Source organism: Microbacterium sp. M28 (genome assembly GCF_025836995.1).
Classification (GTDB): domain Bacteria; phylum Actinomycetota; class Actinomycetes; order Actinomycetales; family Microbacteriaceae; genus Microbacterium.
The window spans coordinates 223,764-240,067 of record NZ_CP107546.1; the positions used below are offsets into that span (position 1 = coordinate 223,764).

The following is a 16,304-nucleotide window of genomic DNA, read 5'->3' on the forward strand; positions in this document are numbered from 1 at the left end:
GGGGGCGGCGGATCACACGGTCGCGGTGAGCCAGCGTCCCGTCCGCACGCGCCATCCCAGGGTTGCGAGACGCGCGAGCAGGTACACGCCGAAGAAGGCGACGGCCAGCCACGTCACACCAGCGGTGTCGTCCACGCCGGTGGCGGCGATGATCCACAGCACGGGCAGGAACGGCACGAGGTTGAGACCACCGGCGATCGCGAGATAGCGCGCATCGCCTGCACCCATGAGCACGCCGTCGAGCACGAACACGACCCCGGCGACCGGCTGCGCGACCGCGAGCACGATGAGTGCGGGTTGGATGAGCGCGGCGACCTCAGGGTCGCCCGTGAACGCGAGACCGATCACTCCCGAGAGTGCACCGATCAGGGCGCCCACGATCACGCCGAACCAGGCGCCCCAGGCCACAGTGCGGGCGAGCACTCGCTTCACCGTGCGCTCGTCGCCCGCGCCGAGTCCCTTCCCGATGAGGGCCTGCGCGGCGATCGCCAGGGCATCCAGTGCGAAGGCCGCGGCCGAGAAGATCGTGAAGACGACCTGCCAGCCCGCGAGCTCCGTCGTGCCGATGCCGGTCGCGACACCGACCGTGGCGAGCAGGGCGACGCGCAGACTCACTGTCCGCAGGAACAGCCAGCCCCCCGACCGCGCCGATCCGCGGACGCCGTCGCGCTGCGGCCGGACGGAGGCCTGGTGGCGTCGAGCGAGCCGGCCGATAACGACGACGTAAGCGGCGACCATGCCCCATTGGGCGGTGACCGTTCCCGCGGCGGAGCCGGCGATGCCCCAGCCCCACCCGTAGATGAACAGCCAGTTCAGCAGCGCGTTCGCGGCGAATCCGAGCCCCGCGATCCACAGCGGCGTCACGGTGTCCTGCATGCCGCGCAGCAGCCCGGTGGCCGCGAAGACGATGAGCATGGCAGGCAGGCCCCACATCGAGATCGCGAGATAGGTGTCGGCCTGCTCTGCGACGGCATCCGAAGCACCGAAGAGCGACACCAGCCAGGGCGATGACACCGCCCCGGCGGCCGCCAGCACGGCGCCGAGTCCGAGGGCGAGCCACATGCCGTCGATGCCCACCGAGACGGCGTTCTTCGGATCACCAGCCCCGAACCGCCGCGCCACCGCCGGAGTCGTCGAGTAGGCGAGGAAGATCATCAGGCCGACGATGGTCTGCAGGACGGCGCCCGCGATCCCGAGACCGGCGAGCGGCGTCGTGCCGAGGTGGCCCACGAGGGCGGCATCCACGATGAGGAAGGCGGGCTCGGCGACCAGCGCACCCAGGGCGGGCACGGCCAGACGCAGGATCTCTCGGTTCAGGGATGCTGCACGGGCGGTCACCCTCCGAGCCTACGGGGCCTTCGGTAGGCTGGCCGGACCGGACTCCGGAGGTGCACGATGACCGATCCCCGAGGAAATGCCGCCCGCTACTGGGCCAGGCAGACCGCCGCGCCCGACGCCGAACAGGCGGCGCCGTCGATGCAGCTCACGGCGGAGAACAAGCACGAGTTCGTCGAGAGCGCGATCCAGGTCGCGATCCGTCGCGGCGAGTTCGACGACCTGCCAGGCGCCGGCAAGCCGCTGGAAGGGCTCGGTACGCATCACGATCCCGACTGGTGGATCCGGCGCAAGATCGAGACCGAGAACCTCACCGGCCTCGGCCCTCCCGCACTGCTGCTGCGCACGGAGGACCGGGAGCTGGACGACCAGCTCGACGCGCTGACGAGGGAGAGCGACGTCCGCGACGTGCTCGAGGACTTCAACAGGCGGGTGATCAATGCGCGGCGCCAGCTGATGGGCGGCCCGCCGGTCGTGACCCGCACCCGCGATGTGGAGGCGGAGGTCGCCGCGTGGCGCGACCGGCGGTCTTCCGCTGCGACCGCGGCGCTCTCGCCCGACCCGGAGACGACAGCGACCCGACGCCGCAGCTGGTTCCGCCGGCGCTGAGCACCCGGTCGGCCCGTCAGCCCCGCGCCTCGAGCCGGGGTGTCCGCGGCGGCTCGGTGCGCCGGTGACCGGTCCGCTCGAACGCGAGCCCGAGGGCGAGCAGGGCCGTGTCGTCGTACGCCCGTCCGGCGAACGTCAGGCCGACCGGCATCCCGATGTCGGCCATCGTGCCCATCGGGATCGTCACGGTCGGGATGCCCAGGTGACGCGGGACCAGGTTGCCGTTGGCGACCCATACGCCGTTGCGCCAGCCGGCGTCGGCGGACGCGGGATCCACGTCCATGTCGGCGCGGCCGATGTCGGCCATCGCGGGGAAGACCACGGCGTCGAGTCCGAGGGTGTCCATCCATTCCTCCAGGTCGACGCGGCGGGTCTCCTCGAGCCCTCGAACACCCTCCGCGAGCTGAGGGATCGCGGTGAAGTCCGGATACGGGCGCTCTGCCACGACTCGCGGATATTCGGCGATGTCGTCGTCGAAGCCGTCGTACCGGTCGGGCAGCGCGCCGGGCGGCGCGGGGAAGATCTGCGCGCCGTCGACGTCCGTGAGGCTCGACAGCCCTGGGTCGCCGTTCGCCTTCAGGAAGTCGTCCCACGCCCACGCCGAGAGGTCGACGATCTCGCGCCGCAGGTACTCGGGGCTGACCAGTCCTCTGGTCGCGATCGTGGGTGCGCCGGCGCGGTCGCCCTCGTAGTTCGTGACGACGGGGAAGTCCACCTCGACGACCTCGGCGCCTGCGGCCTCCAGGTCGCGCCGCGCCTGCTCCCACAGGGCGATCACGGACGATCGGGTCTCGATCCGCTGCCCGGTCGATCCCCCGATCGTGGTGCCGGTCCCGGCATCCGGATCGGCGTTGATGTACATCCGAGGAACACCCAGTCGCGTGCCGCGCAGGTCGCCCGGCGCGAGATCGGCGTACGAGGCGGGGCGGACCTCGGATGCCGCGGGGATCGTGACCCAGGGCTGCGCGCGCCAGAAGTCGCCGCGCGCGTCCGCGTCATCCGCGACGATCACGTCCAGCACCTCGAGGAGATCGGCCATGGTGCGCGTATGCGGCACGACGACGTCCATGGTCGGAACGAGCGGCCAGTTGCCCCGCACGGAGATCACGCCGCGGCTGGGCGTGTAGGCGCACAGCGCGTTGCACGACGCCGGTGCGCGGCCGCTCGACCAGGTCTCCTCGCCGAGCCCGAAGGCCGCGAAGCTCGCCGCTGTCGCCGTGCCAGAGCCGTTGGATGAGCCGGAACCGAACGCACTGGTCAGCCAGTCGGCGCTGTACGGGCTCTCGGCCCTGCCGTACACGCCGCGCTGCATGCCCCCGTTGGCCATGGGCGGCATGTTGGTCAGACCCAGGCAGATCGCGCCGCCGGCACGGAGTCGTTCGATCGTGAACGCGTCGCGCTGCGCGATGAGGTCGGCGAACGCCGGTGATCCGGCTGCTGCCGTGAGGCCGGTGACGAGATAGCTGTCCTTCGCGGTGTAGGGGATGCCGTCGAGCGGTCCGAGCGGTCGCCCTGCCGCTCGGCGGTCATCGGATGCCGCGGCCTCGGCCAGCGCCCTGGGATTGCGGACCACGACCGCGTTGAGCGCGGTCTCGGTGCCCGGCGCGTCGTACGCGTCGATGCGGGCGAGGTAGGCCTGGACGAGCTGGACGCTCGTGGCGTCGCCGCTCTCGAGCGCCGCCCGCAGATCGGCGATGGATGCTTCGACCACGTCGATCATGCCGGCACCTCCACCGTCGCCGGCTGCTGCTGGGTGATGCAGTGGATGCCGCCGCCTCGCGCGAAGATCGGGCGCGCGTCGACGGTGACGGCCCTGCGACCCGGGTACGCGGCCTCGAGGATGTCCCGCGCGCGGGCATCGGCGGCGTCCTCGCCGAACCCGCAGGCGATCACGGCGTCGTTCACCACGAGGTGGTTGATGTAGCTCCAGTCCACGAACCCTTCATCGTCGCGCAGGGTCGTCGGAGCAGGCACGTCGATGATCTCGAGCGGCCGACCGGCGGCATCCGTCTGGTCCCGCAGGAACGCCCGCAGCTCGCGCGTGACGACGTGGTCTGGGTGGCCCGGATCGTCCTGGCGGTGCAGCAGCACCCGCCCTGGGCCGGCGAAGGCGGCGACGATGTCGACGTGCCCGTTGGTGCCGAACTCGTCGTAGTCGCGGGTGAGTCCTCGCGGCAGCCAGATGGCCTTGGTCGTGCCGATCGTGCGCGCGAGTTCGGCTTCGACACGCGCCTTGTCGGCGTAGGGGTTGCGGTTCGGGTCGAGCTGCACGGTCTCGGTGAGCAGCACGGTGCCCTCGCCGTCGACGTGGATGCCGCCGCCCTCGTTCACGAGCACGGAACTGATGTGCGCAGCCCCGGTGCGCTCCGCGACGATCCGGGCGACCCCGGCCGAAACCTGCCACTGCGCCCACGCCGGAGCGCCCCAGCCGTTGAAGATCCAGTCGACCGCGCCGAGCGCGCCAGGGCGATCGTCGTCGAGGACGAAGGTGGGGCCGAAATCGCGCATCCAGAATTCGTCGAGCGGGGTCTCGAGGATCTCGACGGCCGAGCCGAGCATGTCCTTCGCGCGGGCCGTCTCGGTCGGATCGACGAGCATCGTGACCGGCTCGAACTCGGTGATGGCCAGCGCGGTGTCCGTCCACGCGCGGTACGCCGTCTCCTGCCATGCCGCGCCGTCCCCGAGCGTGATGCCCGCTCGGGGGAAGGCCATCCAGGTGCGCTCGTGCCGGTCGCCCTCGTGGGGCATTCTCCAGCCCATGTCGTTCTCCTTCGAGATGTATTGATCGCCTGATCAATACAAGAGTTTCCTACACTGGAGGAACCATGTCAACGCCCGACGTCCGTCCCCGCACCCGGAAGAGCCCTCAGCAGCGCTCCGCAGAGATCCATGATGCGGCGATCGCCCTCGCGAGAGAGCAGGGCCTCTCGGCCCTGACGCTGCGTGCTGTCGCCGCGCGGGCCGGCGTCGTCCCCGGCCTGGTGGCGCATTACGCGTCGAGCATGGACGACCTCGTCGCCCGCACGTTCCGCGAACTCGCGGCATCCGAACTGGACGACGTGCGCACGCGATCCGAGACGGAGGACGGGCCGTCGGCGCAGCTGGCCCGGATGATCTCGACCGTGCTCAGCAGCGACCATGACGACGTCACGCTGGTATGGGTGGATGCGTGGTCGCTCGGCCGCGGCAGCGCGGCGCTGTCGATCGCGATCGACGAGCAGATGAGCGCCTGGCAGTCCTTCATCGCGCAGCTCATCGACGACGGCCACCGCACCGGGGAGTTCCGCACCGACGACACGGATGCCGTCGCCTGGCAGATCCTCGCCATGATCGACGGGATCTCGGCGCACGCGCTCACCCGCCGCACCGACGCGGCCACATTCGCCGCGCGGCTGGCGCAGGCGTGCGAGACGCTGGTCGGCGCGCCGACGGGGGCCATCGGGAAGCACCTGCCCACGCGGTGAGTCGCGGCATCCGCCCTGTCCGATCCCGGTCGTAGGCTGTTGCTCATGACTGACGCGCTTCCCGCAGGCCTGGCCATCTCCGAGTTCAGCTCCGACATCCGACCGCAGGACGACCTGTACCGGCATGTGAACGGCGCGTGGATCGACCGCACCGACATCCCCGGCGACAAGGCTCGCTGGGGCTCGTTCCACCTCCTCGCCGAGCAGGCGGAGAAGGACGTGCGCGCGATCATCGAGGAATCGCAGACCGCGGAAGCCGGAACGCAGGCGCGCAAGATCGGCGATCTGTTCGCCAGTTTCATGGAAACCGAGCGCATCGCCGCGGCCGGCGTCACCCCGCTGGCCGACACGCTCGCCGAGATCGACGCGATCGACGGCATCCCCGCCTTCCTGCACACGCTCGGCGTCTACGAACGGGACGGCCGTGCGCACCTGATCAGCTTCTATGTCGATCAGGACTCGGGCAACCCGGACCGCTACGTGCCGGTCCTCGTGCAGTCGGGTCTCTCGCTCCCGGACGAGAGCTACTACCGTCTGGAGAGCTTCGAGAGCACCCGCGCAACGTACCGCGCGCACCTCGAGCGCCTGCTCGCGCTCGCCGGCCTCGCGGACGCCACGGCCGAGGCCGACCGGTCGATCGCCCTCGAGGCCGAGCTGGCGGGGCACCACTGGGACAACGTGCGCAGCCGCGACGCCGTCGCGACCTACAACCTCAAGACGTGGGACGAGATCCAGGCTCTCGCCGGTGCCGACCTGACCCCCTGGCGTGACGCCGTTGCACCGACGAACTCCGGCGCGTTCGACGAGGCCGTCGTCTCGCAGCCGAGCTTCTTCGAGGGCCTCGGCGCGCTGCTGGTCGCCGAGCGCCTCGACGACTGGAAGGCCTGGCTGCGCGCCCAGATCGTGCATGCCGCCGCACCGTACCTGACCGACGACATCGTGCTGGAGAACTTCTCGTTCTACGGCACCGAGCTCTCCGGCATCCCGACCATCCGCGAGCGCTGGAAGCGCGGCGTCTCGCTGACCGAGGGGGCCCTCGGCGAGGCGATCGGCAAGGTCTACGTCGAGCGGCACTACCCGCCGACGGCCAAGGCCGCCATGGACGAGCTCGTGGCGAACCTCATTGAGGCGTACCGGCAGAGCATCTCCGAACTCGAGTGGATGAGTCCCGAGACGCGCGAGAAGGCCCTGGCCAAACTCGCCGCCTTCACGCCGAAGATCGGCCACCCCGAGGTGTGGCGAGACTACAGCTCGCTCGAGATCGATGCCGCCGACCTGTTCGGCAACGTCCGCCGTGCGAATGTCTTCGAGCACGACCGCAACGTCGACAAGGTCGGCGGGCCCATCGACCGCCTGGAGTGGCACATGCCGCCGCAGATGGTCAACGCGTACTACAACCCCTCGATGAACGAGATCGTGTTCCCCGCGGCCATCCTGCAGTACCCGTTCTTCGACGCCACCCGCGATGCGGCAGCGAACTACGGCGGCATCGGCGCGGTGATCGGCCACGAGATCGGACACGGCTTCGACGACCAGGGCAGCCGATACGACGGCCAGGGCAAGCTCGAGGACTGGTGGACCGACGCCGATCGCGCCGCGTTCGAGGAGCGCACCAAGGCGCTGATCGCGCAGTACGACGCGCTCGTGCCGGTGGGCCTCGATGCGGAGCACCACGTCAACGGCGCGCTCACGATCGGCGAGAACATCGGTGACCTCGGCGGTCTCGGCATCGCCCTGAAGGCGTACGAGCTGTCGCTGGGCGGCGCGGAGGCGCCCATCATCGACGGCTACACCGGGGTGCAGCGGCTCTTCCTGTCGTGGGCCCAGGCCTGGCAGCAGAAGAGCCGGGACGCCGAGACGATCCGCCTCCTCACGATCGATCCGCATTCGCCGAACGAGTTCCGCTGCAACCAGATCGTGCGTAACATCGACGCCTTCTACACGGCGTTCGACGTCACAGCGCAGGACGCGCTGTTCCTGCCGGCTGACGGGCGTGTGACGATCTGGTGACTATTCACGGCCTCGGGTGATCACGGGGGGAGGGGGCGGGGTTACGATATCCCCGCCCCCTCCCACCCCTTGTCGTGAAGGACCACGCGTGGGTTCCTCCCTCCCCCCGGCTCCCGAGCCTTTCGACGGCGCATCGCCGACCGCTGTGCGCCGTTCGCACCGCAGCGCCCGACGCCTGCCGCGTCGCGCCGCCGTCGGCCGACGGTCCTTCGACGCCACGCTGAAGGCGCTGGAGGAACTGGCGGATGCCGGGGCGCAGGTGTCCGTGCACGTCGTCGACCTCGACACCCACCGGCACGTCCTCTCCGGCGACGATCACCTGCCCATGCCGATCGCGGGTCTCGGCGTCGTCCCGCTGCTGATCGAGGTGGCCGCCGCCTTCGAGGACGGCAGCCTCGACCCGCTCGAGATCGTCGAGCGCTCATCGGTCGATGCCGTCACGACGTCGGGGCTGTGGAGGCATCTGCGCGCACCCGCGCTTCCGCTGACCGACCTCGCCGTGCTGGCGGCCACCGCGGGTGACCCGATCGCCGTCAACGCGCTGCTGCAGCGCGTCGGACACGAGCGCGTGAGTGCCCGCATCGAAGCGCTCGGCCTCACCCGGACTGCCGTGCTGGACCGCTTCCGCGATCGCCGCGGACCCGACGACGCGCCTCAGGTCGCCGTCGGGTCGAGCCGCGAACTCGCCGGTCTCTTCTCCGCGCTGGTGAACTCCGAGGTCGTGGATGCCGCGGTGAGCGCCCAGGTCGCCGAATGGCTGAGCCTGAATCAGGACCTGAGCCTGGTGGCCGCGTCCACCGGTCTCGACCCCTTCGCGCACGATCACGACGAGCACGGGCTGCTGTTCATCAACAAGACCGGTCGCGACCGCGGAGTGCGGGCCGAAGCCGGTGTGCTCGCAGGGCCGCGGTCGGGCATCGCCTACGCGATGATCGTGTGCTTCGACGATCTGTCCATCGCGCATCGACTGCGCGCGCACGACGCCTTCCGCGTGCTCGGCGTCGACCTGATGGAGTACGCGCACTGAGGTCCCTCGCTCGGCCGGTCTCGCTCGTCGAGCGAGGCCGGCGGAGCCACCGCCCGAGGCGAAACGGATTCTCCGCGCAGGCGCGTCAGCGACCGGTGCGACGAGACCGGACGATGCCGACGACACCCGCTGCCAGGATGATGACCGCCGCGGCCACGGCGGTGACGCCGATCGCGATGCTCGACGGCTCTCCGCTCAGGCGGCCGACGGCGAGCCATGCCAGACCCCAGGCCGATGCGATCGCCGGAGCGAGCCGGTGCGTGGCCAGCGCACTGGCCACGCCGATCGCGGTGACGACGACGAGCACGATCACGCCCCAGACGTCCGCCTGCGCCTCCAGCTCGCCGGGCAGCGTCTGCGTCAGCCAGGCGGCGGTGTTGGCGACGGTCGCGATCGTGACCCAGCCGAAGTGCAGGCCCATGCTCCCGTCGACGAGGAGCCGGTCGATTCCGTTGCGTGCTGGTGCGGCGCCGAGGAGGACGATGATCCGTGCCAGGACGGCCAGCAGCACCGCGATGACAAGCACCGTGAGGATGAGCGTGCCGAAGCGTGCGACGACGAGCCAGAGTCCGTTGAGCACCAGGGATGCCGCGATCCACCACCCGGCGCGGCGCTGGCGCTCGTCGGCGCGCTGCGCGGGCAGCGCCTGCCAGATCGTGTAACCGGTCAGCCCGACGTAGATGACGGTCCAGATCGCGAAGGCCGGGCCGGCGGGCGCGAGATAGGAGCCGTCGGCCGCGAGCGCGCCGTTCTGCAGTTCGTTGACGGGTGCGCCGCCGAACGCTCCGCCGCCGACCGTGGCGCCGATCAGCATGAACACGGCGGCCGCGATGACGGCCGATTGGCGGACGATGTCCCTGGTCGTGCTGCTCGTGTCGCTCATGCCCCGACCCTACCGAGCGGCCACGCGATCCGCGCCGCCTTGACAGGCGCCGTCGGATGCGGGATGCATTCAGGCGCGCACGCGCCGGGCGCCCTCGCCGAGAGCCGCCAGCTTCGCCCACGCGATGTCGGCGTGCACACGACCGCCCAGGCCGCAGTCGGTCGAGGCGATCACCCGCTCCGCGCCCACGATGTCCGTGAAGCGCGTGATGCGCTGAGCGACGAGGTCGGGGTGCTCGACGACGTTCGTGGCATGGCTGACGACGCCGGGTACGAGGACGAGATCGTCCGGAACAGCCGCATCGGCCCAGGCGCCGAACTCGTGCTCGTGGCGGACGTTGCCGGCCTCGAACGAGATCGAGCCGACGTTCGCCTTCAGCACCTCGGGGAGGATCTTCGCGATCTCGATGTCGGTGACGTGCGGGCCGTGCCAGGAGCCCCAGCACAGGTGCAGCCGTACGAGTTCCTTCGGCAGTCCCTCGATCGCGTGGTTCAGCGCTTCGATGCTCTTCGCGGTGAAGGCGAGGTAGTCCTCGACGCTCGGCTCCGGGCTGATCTGATCCCAGTTCTCGGCGAGCGACGGGTCGTCGAGCTGGACGATGAGTCCGGCATCCGTGATCGCCTTGTACTCCTCGCGCAGCGTCTCGGCCCATGCCCACAGGTGCTCGTCGTACGTGGCGTAGTGCTCGTTCCACACGCGGGCGGCCGAGCCGGGGGCGATCGCGGTGATGAAGCCCTGCTCCCCGTCGCGGAGGGCGGCCTTGAGCTGACGGACATCGGCCGCCACGGCATCCTGGCCGCGATACGAGAGCGGCCCGGTGGTCGTGGGGAACTCGGTCGCCGGCTTGCCCTCGAACGCCCCGGAGTGCGGGTCGCTGTAGACGGCGGGGAACAGCTGGCGGTCCCGGCGGTCGACGAAACTGGTGAGCTCGATGTTCCCCGGGCTCGACACGGCCGTCGGCTGGGTGAAGAGGTTGTTGTCCGTGAGGGCGAGGCCGTTCACGCGCTGGAACGAGTAGCTCCACCAGGCGCCGTAGTCGAGCGGGTTCGACATCGCTTTGCCGAACTCGCCGTCACCGACGAGCGTGATGCCCGCATCGCGCTGACGCTGCACGACGTCCGCGACGGCATCCGCGACCAGCTCCTCGAACTCGGGCGTCGTCTCGAGCGTGAAGCCGTCGTCTCCGACCGCACGGGCGGCGTTGGCCGCGATGAGGGCGTCGGTTCGGGGCAGGCTTCCGGATGTGGTGGTGGCGATCGTGCTCATGCTCCGACGCTATCGGGATGCCGCGGCTGCCGCCGATTCGCGTGACGAACGGTGACCCGTAGGCTCGATGCATGACCGACCCCGACTGGACGCCGCATCGTCGAGACGACGGCGAGCTGCTCGGATGGATCCATCCGGCCGGCGATGAATGGACCGCGATCGATGTGCTCGGGCGTCCCGTCGCGGAGGCAGTCGAGTGGCTGGACGCCGAGTCGGCGCTCGAGGAGCACGGGCTCGCCTGGCTCGCCGACGCCTGGATGCTCGAGGGTGAGTCCGAACGTCCGCTGCGCGTGCGGATCGTCGAGGTCACTCCGACGGATGCCGGTCGGACGGGCCGCATCGTCGTGAAGGTCGACGACTTCGGGGACATGAGCAGGCCGGCGTCCGAGCCGTTCGTCCTGCCGTGGCCGCTGCCTGCCCGCCTGCGGCCGCCGCACGCGGGCGACCCGGACCCGCGCGTGTTCTGACCGCGGCGCGGCGGTGCCGGTCAGGGCAGGGACGGATGCTGCTCCGCCGCGCGCTGGCGGGGGATGAACAGCGACAGCACGACCGCGACGATGCCCGCGGCGATCGCCAGCCAGAAGCACACCTGGAAGGCCTCGCGCGTGGGGAGCGCCACACCGTCGACCTCGACGCTCATCGCGGCGAGCACGCCGCCCATCACGGCGGAAGCGCTCGAGGTCCCGACCGAGCGGAACAGCGCGTTCAGCCCGTTCGACGCCCCGGTCTCGTTCGCCGGCACCGAGCGCATGATGATCATCGGCATGGCGGCGAAGGTGAAGCCGATCCCGACGCCGATGAACAGGTTCGCGACGAGGATGTGCCAGACCTCGCTCGACCACAGCAGCACGAACACGTACGCCAGGACGATGGCCGCGGCGCCGCCGGTGAACAGCGGCCGGGGGCCGATCGTGCGCTCGAGCCAGCCCGACAGCGGAGAGATCACCATCATCACGAGGCCGGCAGGCATCACGATGAGCGCGGCGCCGACCATGTCGAGCCCGAACCCGCTGCCGGTCTCGGCCGGGAGTTCGAGCATCTGCGGGAAGGTCACGTTGGAGGCGAACAGGGCGAACCCCATGCCGATCGCGGCGATGTTGGTGAACAGCACGGCCGGCCGAGCGGCGACGCGCAGATCGAGCAGCGGGTCGGCCGTGCGCAGCTGATACCAGCCCCACACGAGCAGGACGGCGACGCCGCCGACGATGCTGGTGAGGGTCAGCGGGGCGGTCCAGCCCCATTCGGCTCCGCGCGAGACGAACAGCAGGATGCCGGTCAACCCGATGGCCAGCCCGATCGCGCCGGGGATGTCCAGGCGTCCGGGGGAGCGCAGCACGTCCTCCGGCACGAACAGGAACACGAGGACCAGCCCGATGACGCCGAGCGCGGCGGCGAGCCAGAACAGCGTGTGCCAGTCGGCGTGCACGGCGAGCAGCGCCGCCACCGGCATCCCGATCGCACCGCCGACCCCCATGGTCGCGCTCATCAGTGCGACGGCGGTGCCGAGTCGCTGCGGCGGCAGGATGTCGCGCATGATCGCGATGCCCAGCGGGATGACGCCGGTGACGCCGCCCTGCAGCCCGCGACCGATGATGACGCCGACGATCGAACCGGACAGCGCCGCGATCAACGAACCCGCGACGAGCAGCGCGAGCAGCACCACCACGACGCGCCGCTTGCCGTACATGTCGCCCAGACGGCCGGAGATCGGCGTCGCGACCGCCGCGACGAGCAGGGTGATGGTCACGACCCAGGTCGTGTCTTCGCGGGAGGAGTTCAGGAGCCTCGGCAGCTCGGCCTGCAGCGGCACGACGAGCGTGAACATGAACGACGCGCAGAGGCCGGCGAACGCCAGCACGGCGACCGTGGCCCACCGGGGAGGGGTCCGGGAGAGGCGTCGACGCGCCTTCTCATCATCCGTACCCACCCTGCAAGGCTATCGGCGCTCGCGACATCGGGGCCGCGTGGTCACATTTCCGTCGCGGCGTTCGTCTCCCTCATGAACCCATCCGAAGGAGACCCCATGCACACCTCAGTCGATTCACTCGAAGGCTTCGCCGGCACGATCATCACCCCGGATTCGCCCGAATACGCATCGGCGGCCCGGACCGCACTCGGCACCGCGCACCCGGCGATCGTCCTGCGCCCAGCGGACGTCGTCGACGTGCAGCGCGCCGTGCGGTTCGCCGCGGCATCCGATCGCCCGCTCGTCATCCGCGGCGGCGGCCATTCGGCGGCCGGGCTGAGCACGGTCGACGACGGCATCGTCATCGACCTCGGCGCGCTGGATGCCGTCGAACTCCTGGACGAGCGCCGCGTGCGCGTGGGCGGCGGCGCGCTGTGGCGGCAGGTCGCGGAGACGCTCGCGCCGCACGGGCTCGCGATCTCCTCCGGCGACACGGCCGACGTCGGTGTCGGCGGGCTGACCCTCTCCGGCGGCATCGGCTGGATGGTGCGCAGGCACGGGCTCACGCTCGACCATCTCCGCGCGGTCGAGCTCGTGACGGCGGACGGCGAGGTGCTCCGCGTCGACGAGCACGCGCACGCGGACCTGTTCTGGGCTCTTCGAGGCGGCGGCGGCGCGTACGGTGTGGTGACGGCGTTCGAGTTCGAGGCGCAGCCGACGCCCGGCTTCGCCTTCGCGGTGCTCACGTTCCCCGCCGATCGCGCAGCTCGCGTCGTTCCGGCGTGGGCCGACGTCATGCGGACGGCCGCGGAGGAGATCAGCTCGACGCTGGTGCTGGCGAATCCGCTCGCCGGCGGGCGCGAAGCGCCGATCCAGGTGACCTTCGCCCGCAGCGACGGCGGCGATGTCTGCGAGGTGGTCGCCGCTCTTCGTGCCGTGGCGGCGCCGCTGACCGAGGATGTGCGGCAGGCGCCGTACCTCGAGATCCTGCACGACGGGCAGGAACTGCCGGAGGTGCTGCGCGTCGCGCTGCGCAGCGGATTCGTGTCGGTCGACGCAGCGGATGCCGCGGTGACGTCCGTCGTCGACATGGCAGCGCAGGAGCAGCCGGCCGCGATCACGCTGCACGCCCTCGGCGGTGCGTTCGGCGCGGTTCCCGCCGACGCCACGGCGTTCGCGCATCGGAGCGCGGTGCTCATGGTCAGCACGTTCGCGGTGGCTCCTGTGCCCGCATACGACGGTCTGCTCGCCCGCATGGAGGCGCTCTGGCGCCCGCTCGCCCCTCTCACGACCGGCGCGTACGCCAACTCGATCGACGGGACGGCGGCGGATGCCGTGGCATCCGTGTATCCCGAACGCACGCGCGGACGGCTGGGAGAGATCAAGCGCCGCTATGACTCTGCGAACCTGTTCTCGCGCACGTTCGTGCCCGCCCCGGCATCCGCGCGATAACGTCGCATCCGACGGGAGACAACATGAGAGATGTCGACGCGCTCGCCGCGGAGTTCGATCTGAACCGCCGCTATCTGACGACGGTCGCCTACCGGATGCTCGGGGTGCGCGCCGACGCCGAGGACGCCGTGCAGGAGTCCTGGTTCCGGCTGGAACGCGCCGAGGGGGCGATCGACGACCTCCGGGCGTGGCTGACCCGAGTCGTCAGCAGGATCTGCCTGGATCAGCTCCGCTCGCGGACGCGCAGGCAGGAGGATCCCCTCGACAACCTGCCGGACGTCCAAGGGCCGCATCCCGACGGCGGCCCCGACGCGCGCGCCGAACAGGTCGATCGGGTCGGCTACGCACTCATGCTCGTCCTCGAGCAGCTCGCACCCGACGAGCGGCTGGCGTACGTGCTGCACGACGTCTTCGGGATGCCGTTCGAGGAGGTCGCCGAGGTGGTCGAACGGTCGCCGCAGGCGACCCGCAAGCTGGCCAGCCGTGCGCGTGAGCGGATCCGCGGAGCCGCGCCGTCGTCGCCCCAGCAGCGTGCCACGCGTGCGCAGCAGCGCGAGGTCGTCGAGGCGTTCCTCGCCGCGGCGGGCAGCGGCGACTTCACGCAGCTGCTCGGCGTGCTGCATCCCGACGTGGAGTTCCGCGTCGATCAGGGCGCCGACGGCATGCGCATCGTGCGCGGTGCCGAGCAGGTCGCCCGCCAGGCTGCCGAGTTCCGCAGGTTCGCCCGCGACTACGCCTTCGAGATCGTCGAACTCGGCGTCGGGTTCGGCGTGCTCGCCTCGCACGACGGGACCCCGAGCTCCCTGCTGCTGCTGAAGAGCGACCGCGGTGCGATCACCGACATGGAGACCCGGATGCTGGCCTGAGCCGCGTGCTCAGCGCACGCCCCTCATGAGCGCGAGCACGGGTCGGGCCGCGAGCAGGAGAGCTATGCCCATGGCGATCGCAATGCCGCCGATGATCGTGAAGTAGGGCACCTCGTTCGCGGGGTCGTAGAACTGGGCGAGCCAGCCGGCGATCGCGGTGCCGAGGGCCACGGAGAGGAAGTACAGCGCCACCATCTGCGTGTGGAACCGCTCCGGGGCGAGCTTCGTGGTCACGGACAGACCGGGCGGCGAGATGAACAGTTCGGCGACCGTGAACACGAGCAGGATCACGATGATCGCCAGCAGCGGGGTCGAGTTCGCGTCGCCGTTCGCCCACGGCAGGAACAGCAGGAACGCGGCGCCCATGATCATGGCTCCGAGGGCGAACTTCACCGGGGCCGATGGGGCGCGATCACCGAACTTCGTCCAGATCGCGGCGAACGTGCCCGACAGGATGATCACGAAGATCGGGGCGATCGAGTTGACCCACGAGATCGGCATCGTCCACCCCAGGATCGTCCGGTTCAGACGCTCGTCCGAGTAGATCGTCAACACTGTGAACTGCTGCTGATACAGCGACCAGAAGCCGACGTTCACCACGAACAATGGGATGAACGCGACCACCCGCGACCGTGCGTCGGCGCTCAGAGCACGCGAGCCGATGATGACGACGAAGTACGCGACCGCCGCCACCGCGGTCACCAGGATCACGACGGCTGCAAGGTTGTCGGCGCGGATCACATCGGTCAGCACGAGCACCGCGATCAGAGCGATGCCCGCGGCCGCGATGCCGAGCACGAGGCCGAATCGGTTCCGGGGCAGCGGGTTCGCGACCGCACGGGATGCCGCAGGCAGTTGCTTGCGCCCGAACGAGTACTGGATCAGCCCGAGGCCCATGCCGACCGCGGCGGCACCGAAGCCCCAGTGGAAGCCGACGTTGCTCTGCAGCCAGCCGGTGAAAAGCGGCCCGAGGAACGCGCCGAGATTGATGCCGAGATAGAACAGCGAGAATCCGGCATCCCGTCGGACGTCCTTCGGGCCGTACAGCGTCCCGACGACCGCGGTCGCGTTGGCCTTGAGGCCGCCGGATCCGATCGCGACGAGGATCAGCCCGACACCCAGGCCCCACGCGTTCGGCAGGACGGCGAGGGCGACGTGGCCGGCCATGATGACCCACGCACTGTAGAACAGCACCCGCTCCGAGCCGAGCAGGCGGTCGGCAACCCAGGCTCCCAGGATCGTGGAGAGATAGACGGCGCCGCCGTAGGCGCCGACGATGCCGGTCGCGATGTCCTTGTCGATCCCGAGGCCGCCGTCGGCGATCGAGAAGTACATGTAGATGAGCAGGATCCCCTGCATGCCGTAGAAGCTGAAGCGCTCCCACATCTCGACGCCGAAGACGTGCGCCAGCTCCCACGGCTGTCCGAAGAACCGTGTGTCCCTGTCTCCGGCCGTGCGTTCCCCCCGCATTGTGCTCATGCACACG

At 70.4% G+C, this 16,304-nt stretch carries 14 protein-coding genes; 7 read left to right on the forward strand and 7 right to left on the reverse strand.

Annotation, left to right across the window (positions count from 1 at the left end; translation table 11 throughout):
* Positions 1 to 12 precede the first annotated feature (12 nt).
* Positions 13 to 1,338 (reverse strand): MATE family efflux transporter, encoded by a 1,326-nt coding sequence (locus OED01_RS01145; protein WP_264156577.1) that lies wholly within the window; start codon positions 1,336 to 1,338, stop codon positions 13 to 15.
* 57 nt (positions 1,339 to 1,395) lie between these two features.
* Between OED01_RS01145 and OED01_RS01150 the strand changes: the two genes are divergently transcribed.
* Complete coding sequence (locus OED01_RS01150; RefSeq protein ID WP_264156578.1) at positions 1,396 to 1,944, forward strand: DnaJ family domain-containing protein; 549 nt, start codon at positions 1,396 to 1,398, stop codon at positions 1,942 to 1,944.
* A gap of 16 nt (positions 1,945 to 1,960) precedes the next feature.
* Here OED01_RS01150 and OED01_RS01155 read toward each other — a convergent pair whose 3' ends face one another.
* Together OED01_RS01155 and OED01_RS01160 are read right to left on the reverse strand one after the other, a co-directional pair.
* Positions 1,961 to 3,664: an amidase gene (locus OED01_RS01155; RefSeq protein WP_264156579.1), complete on the reverse strand. Its 1,704-nt coding sequence runs from the start codon at positions 3,662 to 3,664 to the stop codon at positions 1,961 to 1,963.
* Entirely contained in the window at positions 3,661 to 4,704 is a 1,044-nt protein-coding gene (locus tag OED01_RS01160; RefSeq protein ID WP_264156580.1) for an agmatine deiminase family protein, read from the reverse strand. Before OED01_RS01160 ends, OED01_RS01155 begins: the two co-directional genes overlap by 4 nt.
* A gap of 65 nt (positions 4,705 to 4,769) precedes the next feature.
* Here OED01_RS01160 and OED01_RS01165 point away from each other — a divergent pair, with 65 nt between their 5' ends.
* The 3 genes from OED01_RS01165 (at position 4,770) to OED01_RS01175 (ending at position 8,445) form a co-directional block, all read left to right on the forward strand.
* A complete protein-coding gene (locus tag OED01_RS01165) occupies positions 4,770 to 5,408 on the forward strand; it encodes a TetR/AcrR family transcriptional regulator (protein WP_264156581.1) in 639 nt (212 codons plus the stop codon).
* A 45-nt stretch (positions 5,409 to 5,453) separates the two neighbouring features.
* The gene (locus OED01_RS01170) at positions 5,454 to 7,418 is read left to right on the forward strand and encodes a M13 family metallopeptidase (protein ID WP_264156582.1); all 1,965 of its coding nucleotides are present in this window, start codon (positions 5,454 to 5,456) and stop codon (positions 7,416 to 7,418) included.
* A gap of 88 nt (positions 7,419 to 7,506) precedes the next feature.
* Complete coding sequence (locus tag OED01_RS01175) at positions 7,507 to 8,445, forward strand: serine hydrolase (RefSeq protein WP_264156583.1); 939 nt, start codon at positions 7,507 to 7,509, stop codon at positions 8,443 to 8,445.
* An 85-nt stretch (positions 8,446 to 8,530) separates the two neighbouring features.
* Here the strand turns inward: OED01_RS01175 and OED01_RS01180 are convergent, their stop codons facing one another.
* Both OED01_RS01180 and OED01_RS01185 read right to left on the reverse strand, forming a co-directional pair.
* Positions 8,531 to 9,328 carry a TspO/MBR family protein gene (locus tag OED01_RS01180; protein WP_264156584.1) on the reverse strand — a complete coding sequence of 266 codons (798 nt, stop codon included), beginning with the start codon at positions 9,326 to 9,328 and terminating at the stop codon, positions 8,531 to 8,533.
* 69 nt (positions 9,329 to 9,397) lie between these two features.
* Positions 9,398 to 10,594: a cobalamin-independent methionine synthase II family protein gene (locus OED01_RS01185; RefSeq protein WP_264156585.1), complete on the reverse strand. Its 1,197-nt coding sequence runs from the start codon at positions 10,592 to 10,594 to the stop codon at positions 9,398 to 9,400.
* A gap of 71 nt (positions 10,595 to 10,665) precedes the next feature.
* Here OED01_RS01185 and OED01_RS01190 point away from each other — a divergent pair, with 71 nt between their 5' ends.
* A complete protein-coding gene (locus tag OED01_RS01190; RefSeq protein WP_264156586.1) occupies positions 10,666 to 11,061 on the forward strand; it encodes a hypothetical protein in 396 nt (131 codons plus the stop codon).
* Between the two features lie 20 nt (positions 11,062 to 11,081).
* Here the strand turns inward: OED01_RS01190 and OED01_RS01195 are convergent, their stop codons facing one another.
* On the reverse strand, positions 11,082 to 12,521 hold the full coding sequence (locus tag OED01_RS01195) for an MFS transporter (protein ID WP_264156587.1): 1,440 nt from the start codon (positions 12,519 to 12,521) through the stop codon (positions 11,082 to 11,084).
* A 96-nt stretch (positions 12,522 to 12,617) separates the two neighbouring features.
* Here OED01_RS01195 and OED01_RS01200 point away from each other — a divergent pair, with 96 nt between their 5' ends.
* Positions 12,618 to 13,952, forward strand: coding sequence for an FAD-binding oxidoreductase (locus OED01_RS01200; protein WP_264156588.1), 1,335 nt, complete (start codon positions 12,618 to 12,620; stop codon positions 13,950 to 13,952).
* 23 nt (positions 13,953 to 13,975) lie between these two features.
* Positions 13,976 to 14,818, forward strand: coding sequence for a sigma-70 family RNA polymerase sigma factor (locus tag OED01_RS01205; RefSeq protein ID WP_264156589.1), 843 nt, complete (start codon positions 13,976 to 13,978; stop codon positions 14,816 to 14,818).
* Positions 14,819 to 14,827: 9 nt separating this feature from the next.
* Here OED01_RS01205 and OED01_RS01210 read toward each other — a convergent pair whose 3' ends face one another.
* Positions 14,828 to 16,297: a peptide MFS transporter gene (locus tag OED01_RS01210; RefSeq protein ID WP_264156590.1), complete on the reverse strand. Its 1,470-nt coding sequence runs from the start codon at positions 16,295 to 16,297 to the stop codon at positions 14,828 to 14,830.
* Positions 16,298 to 16,304: the final 7 nt, after the last annotated feature.